This window comes from Burkholderia sp. ABCPW 11, from assembly GCF_001523445.1.
Taxonomy (GTDB): domain Bacteria; phylum Pseudomonadota; class Gammaproteobacteria; order Burkholderiales; family Burkholderiaceae; genus Burkholderia.
The window spans coordinates 269282-286242 of sequence record NZ_LOVM01000032.1 but is presented as its reverse complement, the minus strand read 5'-3'; the positions used below and the strand labels follow the sequence as shown (position 1 = coordinate 286242).

At 66.9% G+C, this 16961-nt stretch carries 10 protein-coding genes and 1 tRNA gene; 4 read left to right on the top strand and 7 right to left on the bottom strand.

Going from position 1 to position 16961, the window contains the following annotated elements; all coding sequences use genetic code 11:
• The first annotated feature begins 12 nt into the window (after positions 1–12).
• Positions 13–89, top strand: a tRNA-Lys gene (locus tag WS61_RS14425).
• A gap of 310 nt (positions 90–399) precedes the next feature.
• On the opposite strand, the gene yiaA is transcribed toward WS61_RS14425, so the two are convergent.
• Complete coding sequence (yiaA, locus tag WS61_RS14420; RefSeq protein WP_059501121.1) at positions 400–843, bottom strand: inner membrane protein YiaA; 444 nt, start codon at positions 841–843, stop codon at positions 400–402.
• A 103-nt stretch (positions 844–946) separates the two neighbouring features.
• Complete coding sequence (locus WS61_RS14415; protein WP_059501069.1) at positions 947–1894, bottom strand: AraC family transcriptional regulator; 948 nt, start codon at positions 1892–1894, stop codon at positions 947–949.
• 129 nt (positions 1895–2023) lie between these two features.
• Here WS61_RS14415 and WS61_RS14410 point away from each other — a divergent pair, with 129 nt between their 5' ends.
• The 3 genes from WS61_RS14410 (at position 2024) to cysC (ending at position 4680) form a co-directional block, all read left to right on the top strand.
• Positions 2024–2353: a carboxymuconolactone decarboxylase family protein gene (locus WS61_RS14410; protein WP_006484989.1), complete on the top strand. Its 330-nt coding sequence runs from the start codon at positions 2024–2026 to the stop codon at positions 2351–2353.
• A 185-nt stretch (positions 2354–2538) separates the two neighbouring features.
• A complete protein-coding gene (locus tag WS61_RS14405) occupies positions 2539–3372 on the top strand; it encodes a class II glutamine amidotransferase (RefSeq protein WP_059501120.1) in 834 nt (277 codons plus the stop codon).
• Between the two features lie 744 nt (positions 3373–4116).
• On the top strand, positions 4117–4680 hold the full coding sequence (cysC, locus tag WS61_RS14400) for an adenylyl-sulfate kinase (protein ID WP_059501068.1): 564 nt from the start codon (positions 4117–4119) through the stop codon (positions 4678–4680).
• A gap of 90 nt (positions 4681–4770) precedes the next feature.
• On the opposite strand, the gene WS61_RS14395 is transcribed toward cysC, so the two are convergent.
• From WS61_RS14395 to WS61_RS14375, 5 genes are all read right to left on the bottom strand, one after another.
• Positions 4771–5472 carry an N-acetyltransferase gene (locus tag WS61_RS14395; protein ID WP_059501067.1) on the bottom strand — a complete coding sequence of 234 codons (702 nt, stop codon included), beginning with the start codon at positions 5470–5472 and terminating at the stop codon, positions 4771–4773.
• Entirely contained in the window at positions 5469–6797 is a 1329-nt protein-coding gene (locus tag WS61_RS14390) for an aminotransferase class I/II-fold pyridoxal phosphate-dependent enzyme (protein WP_059501066.1), read from the bottom strand. Before WS61_RS14390 ends, WS61_RS14395 begins: the two co-directional genes overlap by 4 nt.
• 64 nt (positions 6798–6861) lie before the next feature.
• Positions 6862–7779, bottom strand: coding sequence for a UDP-3-O-acyl N-acetylglycosamine deacetylase (locus tag WS61_RS14385; RefSeq protein ID WP_059501065.1), 918 nt, complete (start codon positions 7777–7779; stop codon positions 6862–6864).
• The gene (locus WS61_RS14380; protein WP_059501064.1) at positions 7776–15419 is read right to left on the bottom strand and encodes a type I polyketide synthase; all 7644 of its coding nucleotides are present in this window, start codon (positions 15417–15419) and stop codon (positions 7776–7778) included. Before WS61_RS14380 ends, WS61_RS14385 begins: the two co-directional genes overlap by 4 nt.
• A 3-nt stretch (positions 15420–15422) precedes the next feature.
• Positions 15423–16961: an LTA synthase family protein gene (locus WS61_RS14375; protein WP_059501119.1), complete on the bottom strand. Its 1539-nt coding sequence runs from the start codon at positions 16959–16961 to the stop codon at positions 15423–15425.

The window sequence follows — 16961 nt, the reverse complement described above, 5'->3', positions numbered from 1 at the left end:
TTTCAAGAACGTGGGGTGGTAACTCAGTTGGTTAGAGTATCTGACTTTTAATCAGAGAGTCGAGGGTTCGAGTCCCTCCCACCCTACCAACTATCTTCGATAGTGCAAACAAGCCTCCCTCGCGGAGGCTTTTTTGCGTCTGTCGCTTTTGTATCGCACTCCGACGCCCTCGATAGGCTCGCCGTAGGTCAGCCGGATCCACCGGGCTCGTCACGCAACCCAACCGTCACACGCACTCAGTACGGCCCCGAGGTTCGGTGTCCGGAACATCTCCATCGCCTGCGCGACGGCATGGATGAAACGAACGGACGGTGGACCTGCGGCGCCCCGATGAATACGTTCCGCCGCGGACCTCATCACGCAACGAGCAGCATCAGCGAGCGCCCGCAGCCCGCACCGTCACTCCTGGATCGACGGCACGGAATCAGCGTCGGTATAGCGCGGCTTCGCGTTCTGCAAATCGCGCGTGTTCTTCTGCACGGCCACCGAGCCGAACAGCGCGAGCACGAACGACATCGCGTAAAAGCCCTTCTCGCTCAATTGAAGCGTCGCGTTGAAAAGGCCAACGATCAGCAGCGCGATCGACAGCAGTAGCGCAATCCAGCTGAGGCCGTAGTAGATGCCTGTGACGGGAATGCCTTCCGCGCGGTCGCGCACGCTCTTCTGCAGCGAGATCGCCGCATAGAGGCCGAACACCAGCACGGTGAAGTAGTAGCCCTTCTCGTTGAGCTGCATGCCGGCGTTCCAGAGCCCGATCAGGAATGCCGCGAAACCGGCGAGCAGCGCGGCCCACGAGGCGGCCACGAACGCGAACGACGGTTGCTGGATGGTGGTCTGGTTCATTGCTTTGCCCTCTCTTTCTTGTTGTTCGAAATCGTTTTCGTTGAACTGCGTTTTGCGCATGGTAGCAGCTTTGGCGCGCGTCACGATGCGCGCGCTCGCAGGTTCACGTTTCTCGCCGCGCGCGCCGCCAGCGCCCCGGCGTCGTGCCGAGCACCGCGCGAAACGCCTTGCCGAATGCGGCCTCGGACTGGTAACCGACCGCCTGCCCGATTTCCGCCTGCCCGCGCTGCGTGTCCTGCAGCAGCGCGCACGCATGCATCATCCTGATCTGCGCGACGAATGCGCCGACGCTCATCCCGGCCTTCTCGCGGAAATGCCTCGCATAGGTCGCGCGCGACATCGCCGCCGCGGCGCCGAGCGATTCGACCGTCCACGGTTGCGCCGGCGCCTGCAGCACGGCCCGGACCGACGGGCCGAGGCGCGCATCGGCCGCCAGCGCGAGCCAGCCGGACGGCACGCGCGCGCGGCGGCCGTATGCACGCAGTGCATACGCGAGCAGCGTCTGCCCAAGCGCGTTCACGATCGCGCCGGCACCCGGCTGCATGTTCGACGCCTCGGTACGCAGCACGCTCGTCAGCAGTTGAAGCGGCGCGGCGCCCGATGCGTCGCGCAAGCCGACGTGCAACACCTGCGGCAGCGTGCGCATCAGCAGTTCGCCCGCGCCGCGCGCATAGACGAACCGTCCGCAGAGCAGATCCACGCTCGCGCTGCCCGGTTCGGCCGGATCGAGATTCGACTTGATCGGCAGCACCGCGCCGTCGCCGGCACTCGAATCGCGCAGCGGCACGAGCGGCTTCGACCGGCTGCCCACTGCGTCGAGCAGGTCGTGCGCGCCGCCGGCGGGCAGCAATACGAAATCGCCGTCCGCGAGTTCCAGCGTGCGCCCGTCGGCGGCACGCAGCCGGCAGGTTCCAGCCAACACCAGATGGAACGCCGCCTCGCCGGGCGGCAGCGGGTCGTGCGGCATCGCGAACGGGCCGTCGAGCAGGCAGCGCACGTCGAGCTTGACATGGCTGCGACCGAGCGACAACAGTTGACTCAATGCATCCATGAGACGATTGCGCTAAAAATCGACACTCTAGCGTATCGAAACCCTCGACGCGAGCGATCAGAATAGCCATGCATCGCCCGAGATCGCGGCACCCGCCGCCCTCCTCACTCTTCTCGACAAGGACGCATCATGCTGAACTGGAATGAATACCGGAAGGAACTCTCGACGCGCATCGGCGACATCGCCAAGCTGTCGCCCGATACGCTGGCCGGCTACAAGGCGCTGTCCGGCGCAGGCGCCAAGACCGGCCATCTCGACGCGAAGACACGCGAACTGATCGCACTCGCGGTGGCCGTCACGACGCGCTGCGACGGATGTATCGCCGTGCATACGGCCGAAGCGGCCAAGCATGGCGCGACCAAGGAGGAAGTGGCGGAAGCGCTCGGCGTCGCGATTGCGTTGAATGCGGGCGCGGCGCTCGTCTATTCGGCGCGCGTGATGGACGCGCTCGGCGATTGAGCCGGCGGCTGCGGCACGACCGTCGGGCCGCATCGCATTGTCGTGTTGCGCCCGGCCGCATGGCCGGGCGGGTGCGCATCGCGCGGACGGCGATGTACGAAGCGCGTGCGGGTGACTCGCCTGGACGCGTAAGCGTCGTGGAGTCGGCTACCATGCGCGAACGATACATCGCGAAGGAGCGCTCCATGTGCCGCTGGCTCGCCTATACGGGTAATCCGATCCATCTGGAAACCGTGCTGTTCCGCGCAAAGCATTCGCTGATCGACCAGAGCCTGCATTCGGAGCTGGGCGCGACGACGACCAACGGCGACGGCTTCGGCATCGGCTGGTACGGGCATCCCGACGAACTCCCGTTCCGCTATCGCTCCGTGCATCCCGCGTGGAACGACCGCAATCTGCGCGAAGCCGCGCGCGCGATCCGCTCGCGGATGTTCATCGCGCATATTCGCGCGGCAACCGACACGCCCGTGCAGGAAACCAACTGCCATCCGTTCCGTCACGGCCGCTGGCTGTTCGCGCACAACGGGCTGATCCGCGACTTCCACAAGCTGCGCCGCGACCTGACGATGAAGGTCGATCCCGCGCTGTTCCCGACGCTCGAAGGCTCGACCGACTCCGAGCTGATGTTCCGCCTCGCGCTGACGTACGGTCTCGAGCAGGCGCCGCTGCCAGCGCTCGAGCGGATGGTCGGCGTGGTCGAGGAAACCGCCGCGCGGCATCGCGTCGCCGCCCCACTCAACATGACGATCTGCGCGACCGATGGCGAACGGATCGTCGCGGTGCGCTACTCGAGCGAACGGCAATCGCGGTCGCTGTTCCACAGCACGTCGTTCAAGCACCTGCACGAGTTGTATCCGCATAACCCGCGTATCGCCGAAGCCGGCGACGATGCGTTCATGGTCGTGTCGGAGCCGCTCGTCGACCTGCGCGGCGCGTGGGAGGAAGTGCCGGAGGGGATGGCAATCGTCGCGCACGGCGCCGATGTGCAGCAGCGGCCGTTCGGGCCGCGGCACAAGTGACACGCCGCAATCCTGACGAAAGCGGGCGTCGTATTTCAGGTGTCGATTCCTTCGGCGCGATACGGCAATTGCGGCAATCCGTTTTGACGGACCGGTGATCGGTACCGCCGAATCAATCGAAAGCGATACGAATCATCTCCCGACGAATACGGTCCGGCAACAGGCTTGGGATAATTCCCCCAATTCGATAATGAGCGACGGAATCGCATGGCGAAAGCAGGCTCTACGTACTACTGTGATTTTCCCGGAATAGAAAATTAATACTCTTGCGATTTGACTCCGACCAGGAATCCGGGGCGATAATCGACGCACGGTCGACTACATATGTACGAGGAATTCCGCGACACGTCGACGAACAATCGTCACCGTTCTTCCAACGAATTCCGACGCAAATCTCTCGCCCCATTGCCCTCATGGCGTCGGGCCTGATCCGGACGTACCGCAAATTCAGCGGGCGACGAAACGGGGCCGACATTTTACGCACCTTCTTCTCCGTCGGCGACACGTTCTCATTTCGAATTATTACGGCGAATCGGCAATCATTACCTGATGGAAAGGACTCGCACATCGTCGTGCCGCGCGAAGGAGAACGCTTATTCCTGATTAAAATATTCAAGTTACAAATTTTGAAAAGGCACGTTACAATTCGCCGACGGATGAATCCGCATCACAATAAAGCAACGACGCAGTTACCGGCACATCGACTCCGAGATGACTCAAGATCTCCAAAACCCACTTCCTGTCATGCTGACGGGCAATCAATCCGTGCTTTCCAGCATGAAGCAGGACCATGCCTTCGTGGTATGGCTCACCGGTGTCTCCGGTGCCGGCAAATCGACGCTCTCGAATCTACTGAAGGAACAACTCGACGCGCGCGGCCTGCGGACTTTTCTGCTGGACGGCGACCAGCTTCGCGAAGGATTGAATCAGGACCTGGGATTCAGCGACGCTGACCGCCACGAGAACATTCGTCGAACGGCCGAGGTCGCGCGCCTGATGGTGGATGCGGGGCTCGTCGTCATCGTTGCGCTGATCTCGCCGTTTCGGGAGGCACGGGCCAAAGCGCGCGCGCGTTTTCCGCAGGGCAGGTTTTTCGAAGTCTTCGTCGACGTCGCGCTGGATGTGGCGGAAGCACGCGACCCCAAGGGGCTGTATGCGTTGGCAAGGCAAGGGACCATTCGGCAGTTCACCGGTATCGAATCGACCTATGAAAAGCCGGTATTGCCCGACGTGCATGTGCGCACGGGCGAAGCAAGTCCGCTCGAATGCGTGCACGCGATCATGCAGAAATTGCCGTTGAACGGCTGATATTGGCGGGGCCACCGGCTCGCCAGCGCCTCTACTCCCTTCTTCTTTTTCGGCGCGCTATCGTGGCGACCGACGGTTGAACCCTCCGCCTTACGTCACATCGGCCCACTGTCCTGGTTGGACGCGACGATCAAACCGCATCCGAATCGAATCAAGCTCGCCCGGCAACCTGCGCGAACGCGCGCGCAGCCGCGGCAGCGCGACGAATCCGAGACGTTCGTACAGCGCGCGGGCGCGCACGTTTCGGGTTAGGACGTCGAGCACGACGTCACGGCTGCCCTCGGCCGGCAACGCGCCGGTATCCAGCGCATTGCGAAACAGCGCGCTGAAGATGCCCGTACCGCGCTGGCGCTCATCCGTCGCGCAATGTGCGATCAAAATCTGCGAACGCTTCGGCGCCGGAATCTCTGTCTCGAGCACCAGTCCGCGTAGCAGCTGACCGATCGTACGGCGCAGCCCAAAGAAGCGCATCAATGCCCACACGACATGCACGTCGTCGAACGTTGTCCGCTGCCCGTCGTGAATCGCCATCACCGCGAGCACCGTGCCATCGTCTGCGACTGCGACGCGATGCCGGCGCCACGAGAAGCGTCCGTGGCGCGACCGGAATGCCTGTTGCAGGAAAGCGATGCAGCGCGCGTCGCTTTCGCCAAGAAAGAAGCCGAATTCGGCCACACCGGACGCAAACACGAGCGGTGCGCACGCTGCCGCGTCATCCGCATCGGCCGCGCGAAACTGCGGCGGTTCGCCGGCGCGCGGGACCGCTTGCGAAACCACGGCGCCCCGCGTCACGCACTGCGTCCTGCAAGACGCGACAACACGGCAACGGCCCGACTGATCTGCTCCGGCTCATGCGTCGAACAGATGAAAAAGCGCAGCCTTGCGGCCTTCTCCTCGACGGCAGGATAGAAGATCGGCTGCACGTTGATGCCTTCGTCGAACATCGCATTCGCCCACTGCGCGGCCTTCAGCGAGCTGCCCGTGATCACCGGCACGACCGCATACCCGGCGCTCGTGCCCGTATTCAACCCGGCGGCACGCGCCTCGGTCAGGAACTGCCGCCCGCGCGCCTGCAGTTGCGCGACGCGCTCCGGCTCGGCCTGCAGGCGTTCGAGCGCGGCCAGCGACGCTGCGGCGAGCGTCGGCGCGAGCCCGACGCTGTACAGGAAACCCGGCGCCAGATGGCGCAGCATGTCGACGAGCGGCTGGCAGCCGGCGATGAACCCGCCGCAACCGGCCAGCGTCTTGCTCATCGTGCCCATCCACATGTCGACCTGGTCGGGCGCGACGCCGCCATGCTCGCGGATGCCCTTGCCGCTCGCGCCGAGCACGCCGAGCGAATGCGCCTCGTCGACCAGCAGGAATGCGCCGTGGCGCGTCTTCACGTCGACGAAGCGCTGCAGGTCGGGGAAATCGCCGTCCATGCTGTACAGCCCTTCGATCGCGATCAGCACGTGCCGATATTCGCGGCGCACGCGCGACAGCAGCTCGTCGAGCGCCTGCCAGTCGTTGTGCGCGAAGCTCAGCCGCTTCGCGCCGCTCAACTGCGCACCCTGCACGATGCTGTTGTGCGCGAGCGCGTCGTGAACCACCAGGTCGCCCGGGCCGAACAGCGCGCCGATCACGGTCACGTTGGTCGCGTGGCCGCTCACGAACGCGACGCAGTCGTCGGTCTCGTAGAACGCAGCCAGCGCCCGCTCGAGCTCGCGCTGCACCGGGCGCTCGCCCGCGACCATCCGGCTCGCCGAGGCCGACGTGCCGTAGCGGTCGATCGCGGCTTTCGCGCGCGCGGACACCGCCGGATCGCCGGCCAGCCCCAGATAGTTGTAATTCGCGAAGTTCAGGTATTCGCGGCCGCCGATCTGCGTGGTCGCTCCGGCGACGCCGTCGTGCACACGGAAAAACGGCGAGTCGACCCGCAGCTTCTCGCCCATCTCGCGCATGATCCGGACCTGCTGATACTGCGGCATCGATTCGAAGCGGCTGCGCGCCGACGTGGCCTGCGCCGCCGGCGTGCCCGGCACGCCGGGCGCCGCCGCGGCGTCGGTCGCGCGCTCCAGTTGCCGTTTCAGCGCTTTCGCCGCCAGTTGCTGGCGAAGATGCTCTCCCAGTGCCATTGCTTCCTTCGCGTTATCTCGAAAAGACGCTATGTTACGCCGCGTATTTTTAAAAGGCGTGGTGTCATGCGTCGGAAAAGTCAGCCCACTGCCACGCATCGGGCGTGGCCAGCAACGCATCGACCAACCGAAAATTCATCTCGTGGCTCGGCCGCAGCGCACTCACGCGCGCGAGCAGCGGTGCACCGGCCAACGCGAGATCGCCGATCAGGTCGAGCACGCGATGCCGGACGAACTCCTCCGGCAGCCGCATCCCGCCCAGCACGCGATTGCCGACGATCGACGCGGTGCACGACGGCCGCGCGCCGCGCAGGATCGGCACGCCGCGCAGATAGCCGGCGACGATCGCCGGCACGGCCCACTTCACGCGCCCGTACGAGCGCGACGGCGCGATGTCGGTCGCGAATGCGGCCGGCGTCAGCGCGCCGTCCCAATGCATGTCGCCGAAGCCGCGCAGGTCGTTGCGTACGCTCAGTTCGTAGCGCGGCGCCGGCTCGAGCCGCATTTCGCGCCGCTGGTCGCCATCGCCGTCCGCGACGACGACCGGCCGCAATACGCGGATGAAGCGCTTCGGCGCATCGAGCGCGACGCGGCCACACGCGCGGATCGCATCCACCCATGGGGTTGCGCTGCCGTCGAGAATCGGCACCTCTTCCGCATCGAGCTCGACGATCGCATGATCGATCTCGCATGCGAGCAGCGATGCAAGCAGGTGCTCGACCGTGCGCACGCCGATGCCGTCGGCATTGCGCAGCATCGTGCAGAGCGGCTGCGCACGGCGCAGCGCGGGATCGACGGGCAACGTCGCAACCGTGCGCCCGTGCTCGACCCGACGGAACACGATACCCGTCACGCCGTCTTCCGGACGCGCGGGCAGAATCCGCACGGCGACCCGGCGGCCCGTGTGCAACCCGTGCCCGTCGATCGTCAGCGGGCGCGCCAGCGTGCCCTGCCGCGTCGCCCAGCCGGTCGGCGCGCTCACCGCGCCACCTCGAGCGACGGCGGCGGCGACGCCTGGCCGACAACCGATGCCGGCCGCGTATCGAGCATCGCACGCGCTTCGCCTTCGATCGCATGCTTCGCGGCGAGCGCCGCGACGGCCTCTTGAGCGGCATCGGTCGCCGCCACGGCATCGGCGCCGGTATCGGCCGACGCGCCGATCGAATCGACGATGCGCGCGGCCAGCGTCGTCACCGACGCGCCTTCGGCGATCGCCATCACCGACAGCTTGACCTCGAATGCTTCCTCGACCGCGAGGCCGAGCTCCATCCCCATCAGCGAATCCATGCCCATATCGAGCACCGACTTGTCGAGCGCGATGCGATCGGGCGTCATGTGCAGAATCCGCGCGATCTGCGCCTGCAGCGTCCGCGCGACCAGCGCGATCGCTTCGTCGCGCGGCAGCGCGAGCACCTCTTCGCGCAGCTGCGTGCCGCCATCGCGCGCATCGCCGCCCTTCGCTTGCGATTGCAGCAGCGCATACCGGCGCGCCTTCGCGGCCGGCATCCCGCGTGCGACCGCGTGCCAGTCGAGCCGCACCACCGCTTCGCCGGCCGCGCCCGCGGTCAGCACGCGCTCGAGCGCGGCCATCGCTTCGTCGGACGTGATCGACGCGCCGCCGATCCGCGACTGCAACGCTTCGCGCGTATCGGCGTGGCGTGCGAGGAAGCCGACGTCCTCGAGCGGCCCCCAGGCCATGAACGTGCCGGGCAAGCCCGCTGCACGACGATGTTCGACCAGCGCCTCGAGGAAGGTGTTGGCCGCGACGTAGTTCGATTGCCCCGGATTGCCGAGATAGGTCGTCGCCGACGAATAGACGACGAACAGGTCGAGCGGCAGCCCGCGCGTCGCGCGATGCAGGTTCCATGCGCCGGCCACCTTCGGCGCGAGCACCGCGGCCATCCGCGCATCGTCGAGATTGCGCACGAGGCCGTCGTCGATCGACATCGCGGAATGCAGCACGCCCTTCAGCGGAAGGCCGCGCCGGACGATCGCGGCAATCATCGCGTCGACCGCCGCCGCATCGGTCACGTCGCACGACACGACGTCGACGGTGACGCCGAGCGTATCGTGCCAGCGCGCGACCTCGTCGCGCGCCGGCGCAGCGAGTTCACCGGAGCGGCTCGCCAGCGTCAGCCGGCGTGCGCCGCGCTCGATCATCCAGCGCGCGCTCGCGAAGCCCAGGCCGCCCGTGCCGCCGACCACCAGGTATGCGCCATGCGGATCGAGCGCGAGCGCCTCCGCCCGCGCGACGCCGCGCGTCGGCGCGGGCGTACCGGACGGATAGGTCACGAGCACCTTGCCGATCTGGCGCGCCTGCTGCATGTAGCGGAACGCATCCTCGGCCCGCTCGGCAGGAAACGCGCGATACGGCAGCGGATGCAGCACGCCTTCCGTGAACAGCGCCATCACTTCACCGAACAGCCGTGCGGTCAGCGCCGGCAACGCGCCCATCAACTGATCGGCGTCGATGCCGAAATAGCTGATGTTGTTGCGGAACGGCCGCAGGCCGATATGGCTGTTTTCGTAGAAATCGCGCTTGCCGAGTTCGAGGAAACGGCCGAACGGACGCAACGTATCGATGCTGCGCACCATCGCCTCGCCGGCGAGCGAATTCAGCACGATGTCGATGCCCTCGCCGCCCGTCATCGCGCGAATCTCGTCCGCGAAGGCTAGGCTGCGCGAATCGAGCACGTGATCGGCGCCGAGCAGACGCACGAACTCGCGTTTCTCGTCGCTGCCGGCCGTCGCGAACACTTCCGCGCCGAAGTGGCGCGCGAGCTGAATCGCGGCGATCCCTACGCCACCCGCGCCGCCGTGCACGAGCACGCGCTCGCCGCGGCGCAGCCGTGCGAGTTCGACCAGTGCGTAGTACGCGGTGAAGAACGTGGTCGGCACCGTCGCCGCTTCCTCGAACGACAGGCGTTCGGGCTTCGGCGCGATGGCCTGCGCGCGTGTCCTCACGCGCGTCGCGAACGATGCCGGCGCGAAGCCGAGCACCGCGTCGCCCGGCGCGAATTCCGTCACCGCGCGGCCCACCCGGACGACGCGGCCGGACAGTTCCATGCCGATCGTCGCGCCCGCGAAGCCGGTCTCGACCGCTTCGTCGGACAGGAGCCCCATCGCATACATCACGTCGCGGAAATTCAGGCCGGTGGCAACCGGCTCGATTTCCACCTCGTCGTCGCCCAGCGCGCGTTCCGGCAACGCGAACCATTCGAGATTGCGCAGCGAGCCCGGTGCGTCGAACGCGAGCACCGACGCGCGCGCCATCGCGCCGTCGCTGCGCGCCGCGGCCTGCGCGGCCGTCAGCATGCGCGGCACCAGCCGCCCGTGTGCGCTCAGCACGACTTCTTCCTCGACCGCCGCGCCGGTCAGCTCGCGAATCAGCGCATCGGGGATCCCTTCCGCCGTGCGATCGACGTCGATCAGCCGGCACGCGAGTTCGGGATGCTCGTTCGCCAGCACGCGACCGAGGCCCCACAGCGTCGCCTGTTCCGGATGCGCATGCGCGGCCTCGGCGAACGGCGCGCCTCCGCGCGTGACGACGGTCAGTCGCGTGGCCGCGTTCGGCTGCGCGCCGAGCGCGCGCACGAGTGCTGCCAGCGCGATCACGCCGTGACGCAGCGCGGCCATCAGGCCGTCTCCCGTCGTCGTATCGGCGAGCGGCGTCTCCGGCGCGCAGAACACGACATGCGCCGGCTGCCCGGCCGGCAACGACGCGATCGCGTCGGCCGCATGCGTGACGTCGACGATATCGGCCGGATAGCCCGCGTGCGCGAGCGCATCGGCCAGTCGCCCGCCGAAACCGCCGGCCGCGTCCGGGGCGTGCATCACGAGCCATTGTTCGCAGCGGGCGAGCCCATCGAGATCGCTCGCGTCGCTGCCGTGTTGCGCGGCAGCGGTACTGGCCGGGTTGCGCGCGATGACGAACGTCGGCGTGCCATCCAGATCGAGCCCCTGCTCGACATGCCGCACGACGTCGACGTAGCCCGCGCGCGCCAGCGCCGCTTCGAGATCCGTCGGCGCCAGCGGCGCGGGCGCATCGGCTTCTGTCGCCGCCGCCTGCGGGGCGAACACGATGTCGGAGAAGCGGCCGCGACGCGACTCCGCCAGCAGCAGCAAGCCGCCCGGCGCCAGCCACGACCGCATCGCATTCAGTGCATCGGCCGGATCGTGACGGCCGCTCAGCGCGCGGTTCGCGACGATCACGTCATAAGGCCCGGCATCGTCGGCGGACAGCGACAAGCGTTCGCCCGGTTGCAACGCCACCGTGCGCACCGTCGCTTGCGCATCCGTATCGAATCCGGCCAATTGCCCGGCCGTCGCGGCGATCGTGTGATCGCAGCGCGCGGCGGCGAGATGCATGCCGAGCGTTTGCAGCACGTCGCCGTCCGTCGCGCCCAGTTCGAGCACGCGCAGCCGGCGCGTCGGCTGCCACGCGTCGACCGCCTGCTCGACGCTGGCCGCCAGCAGCGCGTGCACGTGCTGCCAGGTCGGCGATGCGGCAAGCAGTTGCTCGACCAGACTGTGCCCGGTGGGCGACAACCAGCGAACATCGTCCTTCGCACCGTTGAGCACGTCGGGCAGCGCCGCGCCGCAATGGGCGAGCAACGTCAGCTCGGCCACGTGCCCCGGCGATTCGGCCAGCAGCCCGCGCCACAGATCGTCGAGCGGCGGCAGCGCCGCGCACGCCGCATCGTCGCGCACCAGGCGCGCGCCGTCACGAACGGCAAGACCATCCTCGACGAGCATGTCGGCCAGGCGTGCAGCGAACGCCGCCCGCTCCGGAGCAGGCTGCCACGTGCCGGCGAACACGCCGAGCGCATCGAACGCGCGGAGCACGTACAGGCTCGCCAGCACGTCGAGCAGCGGCAGGATTTCGGTCAAATGCTGCGTCCGGCGGCCGTCGAGGCCGGCGGCATCGACGCGCGCGACGGCTTGCGCGAGCAGCGCGTCGGGCGCCGGCAACGCGGCCGCGTCGACGTCGTTCGCCAGCGGCATCTCTTCGAGGCGGTAGACGAAACGCGAAGGCAGGTTCTGGCGGCGACCGACGAGATCCACGCGCCGGAACCGGCATGCGCCGAGCCGCGCCACGATCGCGCCGTGCGCGTCGAGGAATTCGAAATGCGCGACGATCGAATGCGGGCTGCGCCGGTCGATCCGCGCGAGCACGCGGGCGACCGTGTCGCCGCGCAGGTAGTCGACCCGGCCGATCTGCACCGGCACGTAAGCCGGATGCTCGCCGTCGCGCGCCTGCGCGGCAAGCAGCGCGAACAGCGGATGAAACCCGCTGTCCATCAGCGCCGGATGCAGCAGATAGGCGGACAGCGCCCGCGCATCGCCGCACGCGGCCGGCGCGGCGACGTCGGCCAGCGCGACGTCCTCGGCCGCGGCAACCCGCACGGTGCGGACCCAGCGGAACGCCGGCCCGTAGCCGAGGCCGATCGCCGCGGTATTCGCATACAGCGTGTCGCCGTCGACGGCCGGCAGCGCGAGCAGGCGCTCGAGCGTCTCGGCCGGCACGCTGCTCGCGGCGCCGAGCGCGTTGCCGCTTTCGAGCATCCGCCCCGTCACGTTCAGCGCCCATGCGCCGTCGGACATCCGGTCGCGCGTCTCGATCGTGAACGTCGCGGTGCGCGGCTCGATCACGAGCCGGAACAGCTTCGCCTGCTGCGGCTGGAACACGACCGGCGTGCGGATCTCGACGTTTTCGAGCGCCGCATCCGGCGTATCGAAGAAGGTCCGCGCCGCGGCGAGCGCCATTTCCACGTAGCCGGCGCCCGGGAACGCCACGCCGCCGTCGACGACGTGATCGGCCAGCATCGGCAGCTTCGCCGGATCGAGCTGGTTTTCCCAGCCGAAGGCGTGTTCGTGCAGGCGATAGCCGAGCAGCGGATGCTCGCGGCGGCGATCGACGAGACCGTAGCCTTCGACGGTCGGCGTGAGCCAGAAGCGGTCGCGCTGCCACGGATAGGACGGCAATGCCGCACGCGATGCGCCGGGCGCGAAGCGGTCGGGATCGACGCTCGCGCCGTGCGCGATCGCCGCGAGAATCGCTTGCCGCAGCGTCGCCGCGCTGCCGTGATCGCGCTTGAGCGTCGGCAGCGCCACGCCTGTCACGCCGGCCGCCGTCATCGCCTGCTTCACGTACGTGCGAAGGATCGAATGCGGCGAGACTTCGATGAACAGCCGGACGCCCTGCTCGATCAAGTGCGCGATGCCGTCCCCGAAGCGCACCGGCTCGCGGATGTTGCGCCACCAGTAGCGCGCATCCAGTTCGTTGCCGGCCAACGGGCCGCCGGTCACCGTCGACACGAACGCGCCGTTGCCCGATTGCGGCCGCACGCCGGCCAGTTCGGCCAGCACCACCGGCTCGATGCGATCCATGTGGCTGCTGTGGAACGCATAGTCGAGATCGAGCATCTGGAAGAACTTGCCGCTGCCGCGCAGCGCCGCCTCCAGCGCCTGCAAGCCCTGCAGTTCGCCTGCGAGCGTGACCGCATCGGGGCTGTTGATGCCGGCCACCTCGACCCGGCGCGCCAGCCCGTGGCGCGCGATCAGCTCGCGCGCCGCCGCCTCGCCGATGCCGACCGCTGCCATCCGGCCGCTGCCGCGCGTCATCGCCTGCGCGCGACTGCGGATCTTGATCACGCGCACCGCGTCGGCGAGCGACAGCGCCCCCGTCACCCACGCCGCGGCGATTTCACCGACGCTGTGGCCGATCGCCGCGTCGTAACGCATGCCGCGTGCGTCGATCACGCGAATCATCCCGACCTGGATCGCGAACAGCAGCGGCTGCGCGTTCTCCGTCGCGGCGAGCCATTCGGCGCCCGCGCCGGCCAGCCATTCCGCGCTCGGGCCGCCGCGCATCACGTCGACAAGCGACGGGCTGCCGTCCTCGCACCACAGCGCGTCGACTTCGTCGAGCGCCGCACGGAAAACCGCGTTCTCCGCATAGAGTTCGTTGCCCATCCCGACCCACTGGCAACCGTTGCCCGAGAACACGAGCGCGGTGCGCAACGCGTCGGCGGGCGCCTGGCCGGTCGCGACACAGGCCGGCAGCCCTTCCTGCGCCGGCTGCGCGAGCGCCGCAAGCGCCGCACGGCCTTCCGTCACGGCGGCGGGCGCGACGATCGCGCGATGTTCGAACCATTGACGTCGTCGCGCGGCCGCGCCGGCAAGCGCCTGCCAGTCGGCGCCGTTGTCGAGCATGGCCAGATAGCGGCCTGCGAGCGCCGCGAGCGCATTCGCGCTGCGCGCGGTCAGCACGAGCGGCGACGGTTGCGCTTGATTCGGCGCGGGCGCTGCCGTCGATACGTCGTTTGCGACCGGCGCCTCGGTCAGCACGACGTGGGCGTTCGTTCCGCCGAAACCGAACGAGTTGACGCCGACCGTCAGCGGCGCGCCGCCCGCGTCGAGCGGCATGTAGCGATCGACGACGCGCAGACGCCCGCCGTCGAAATCGATCCCGGGATTGGGCGTGACGAAGTGCAGCGAGCGCGGCACCGCGCGATGCTTCAGGCACAGCACGGCCTTCAGCAGGCCGGCCATGCCGGATGCCGTTTCGAGGTGGCCGATGTTGGTCTTCACCGAACCGATCAGCAGCGGACGGTCCGCCGGGCGCTCGCCCGACACGACGTCGATCAGCGCGCGCGCTTCGATCGGATCGCCGACCGCCGTACCGGTGCCGTGCGCCTCGAGATAAGCGAGCGACTGCGGATCGATGCCGGCGCGTGCATACACGCTGCGCAGCAGCGCTGCCTGCGCGGCCGCGCCCGGCACGCTGATCCCGCCCGGCGAGTGGCCGACCGAGTTCACGCCGGAGCCGGCGATCACCGCATGGATCGTGTCGCCGTCCGCCAGCGCGCGATCGAGCGGCTTGAGCAGCACGACCGCACCGCCTTCCGAGCGCACATAGCCGTCGCCGGTCGCGTCGAATGCGCGGCAACGGCCGCGCGGCGACAGCATCGACGCCTTGGAGAAACTGACGAAGCCGAACGGATGCAGCAGCAGGTTGACGCCGCCCGCGAGCGCCACGTCGGCTTCGCCGGACTGCAGCGCCTTGACGGCCTGATGGAGGGCGACGAGCGACGACGAGCAGGCGGTGTCGACCGTCATGCTCGGGCCGTGCAGGTCGAACAGATAGGACACGCGGTTCGACGCGATGCTCAGCGTATTGCCGGTCGCCGAATACGGATCGATCACGTTCAGATCGTCCATGTTGCGGTTGCCGTAATCCATGCTGGCCGCGCCGACGAAAACGCCGCAGTTGCTGCCGCGCATGTCGGCCGGGCGCACGCCGGCGTCCTCGAACGCTTCCCATGCGAGTTCGAGCAGCAGGCGCTGCTGAGGGTCCATCTGGGCCGCTTCGCGCGGGGAAATGCCGAAGAACGCGGCGTCGAAGCCGGCGACGTTGTCGAGCACGCCGGCCGCGAACGTGTAGCTCTTGCCCGGTTCGCGTTTGGACGGGTGCTGGTAGAAATCGGTGCCGAAGCGGTCGGCGGGGATTTCGGTTACTGCGTCGCGTTCGTCGCGCAGCAGTTGCCAGAAGTCGCCAAGATTGTTTGCGCCCCCGGGAAACCGACAAGCCGCCCCAATTATTGCAATCTTACTATTCATCTTTTATGTCGCTTTCTCGGATGCGTGCGGTTCTTCCGCGCGATTTCCGTCATCTTGTACCACATGCAGCAGTGCAACCCCAAGCTCTTCGGCTGCCAAATTCCGGCATTCTGGAGTATCTGTGCCGTAATTTCGCCAAATGAAGTAGTCGCTGGTTTGTGGAGAAACGCCCAGCTTTTCGAATACGTGCGGTAGCGCGGGAACGTGGTCGCCGTAAAAACAAACGACCGTTTCACGATCGCTGGCGCGTAAATGATCGAGCAAGCGGCCGATCATTGCGTCGGCGTTTTCAATGTGTCTCAGATAGGCAGTCAGATCGCGCCAAGATGCGCCCTCGCCCAAAGTATGCCGTGAAGAGGATTCTCCAGGCAAAACCTGCTCGAGATGCAACGGGCCGTGGTTTTCCATCGTCATCGCGAAGATGAAGCGTGGTTTCTCGCGCTCGCTTTCCAGTGCGGCGATCACCGCGTCCAGCACGGCGGCATCGGAGATATACGGGCCAGCACGCGGCGCGTCGGCAAAGTATTCGATGTCGAGGAATGTGTTGAATCCGAGCAACGGAAAGACACGATTTCGGCCAAAGAAATCGGCGTAATACGGATGCAGCGCGAGCGTTTCATAACCGCCGCGGCCGAACCAGCTTGCGATCGACGCGCACGCGCGACGCACGAACGCATACGGATAAAAACGCGCGTAGCCGAGGCGCTCGAACGACAGGCCGGTCAGTACCGAAAATTCCGTGCGCATCGTGTTTGCGCCCCAGGCTGGCACCGTCAGTTCACCATAAACAGTCGCCTCCTGACAGGCCCGATCGAATCGGGAAAGAATATCGCGATTGATTGCCGGCCCCACTCTACGAACGTCAAAAAAGGATTCGCTCTGGATCACAACGACATCCGGACATTTAACTGGGACACCGGAGACGAATACCCCCACCCCCATCTGCTGCTCGAATTCTCGGACTGTGGAAATGCGCAAGCCATTCAGCAAATAGGCGGCGAATACTGTAAAAAAACCGAACCGCCTCCGATCATCCGCAGCGACAAGCGATAGCTCGAGATGAGCGGCAAACCAACGCGCGCACAGAAAACACATCGCCGCACCCAACATGGCAACACCGCGAAAGCTAGGAAACAACGGACGCTCGAGCACGTAGCCGCTCATCAGCAATATCACGCCGGTCGCAATCGCAACTATCTTGCCTGCGCTCAGGAACGGCAGATAGAGACGTGGATGGGAGAAAAGTTGACTGAACAAACTGAGGTCCGTGAACACGAAAGGCTCGAGCAACGACTCGTACTTCGCATTGCTCACGGCAGCTAGAAGACCGACAAGTGCAACAGAAACAAACGCAGAAAAGAGCGGCCGAATGGTTAGGGAGAAAGCCACGCAAAACACGCATACGACTGCTAACGCGTGCAACAAGACGGCAGCCAGCGGCCGACGCCACGCGCCTCGCGGGCGGACGATCAAATCCAGGCCAAAGGACAACACCAGCGCCGCTGCAACTGCGAGACCATGCGCCGCAAGTTCCCCGTTCAA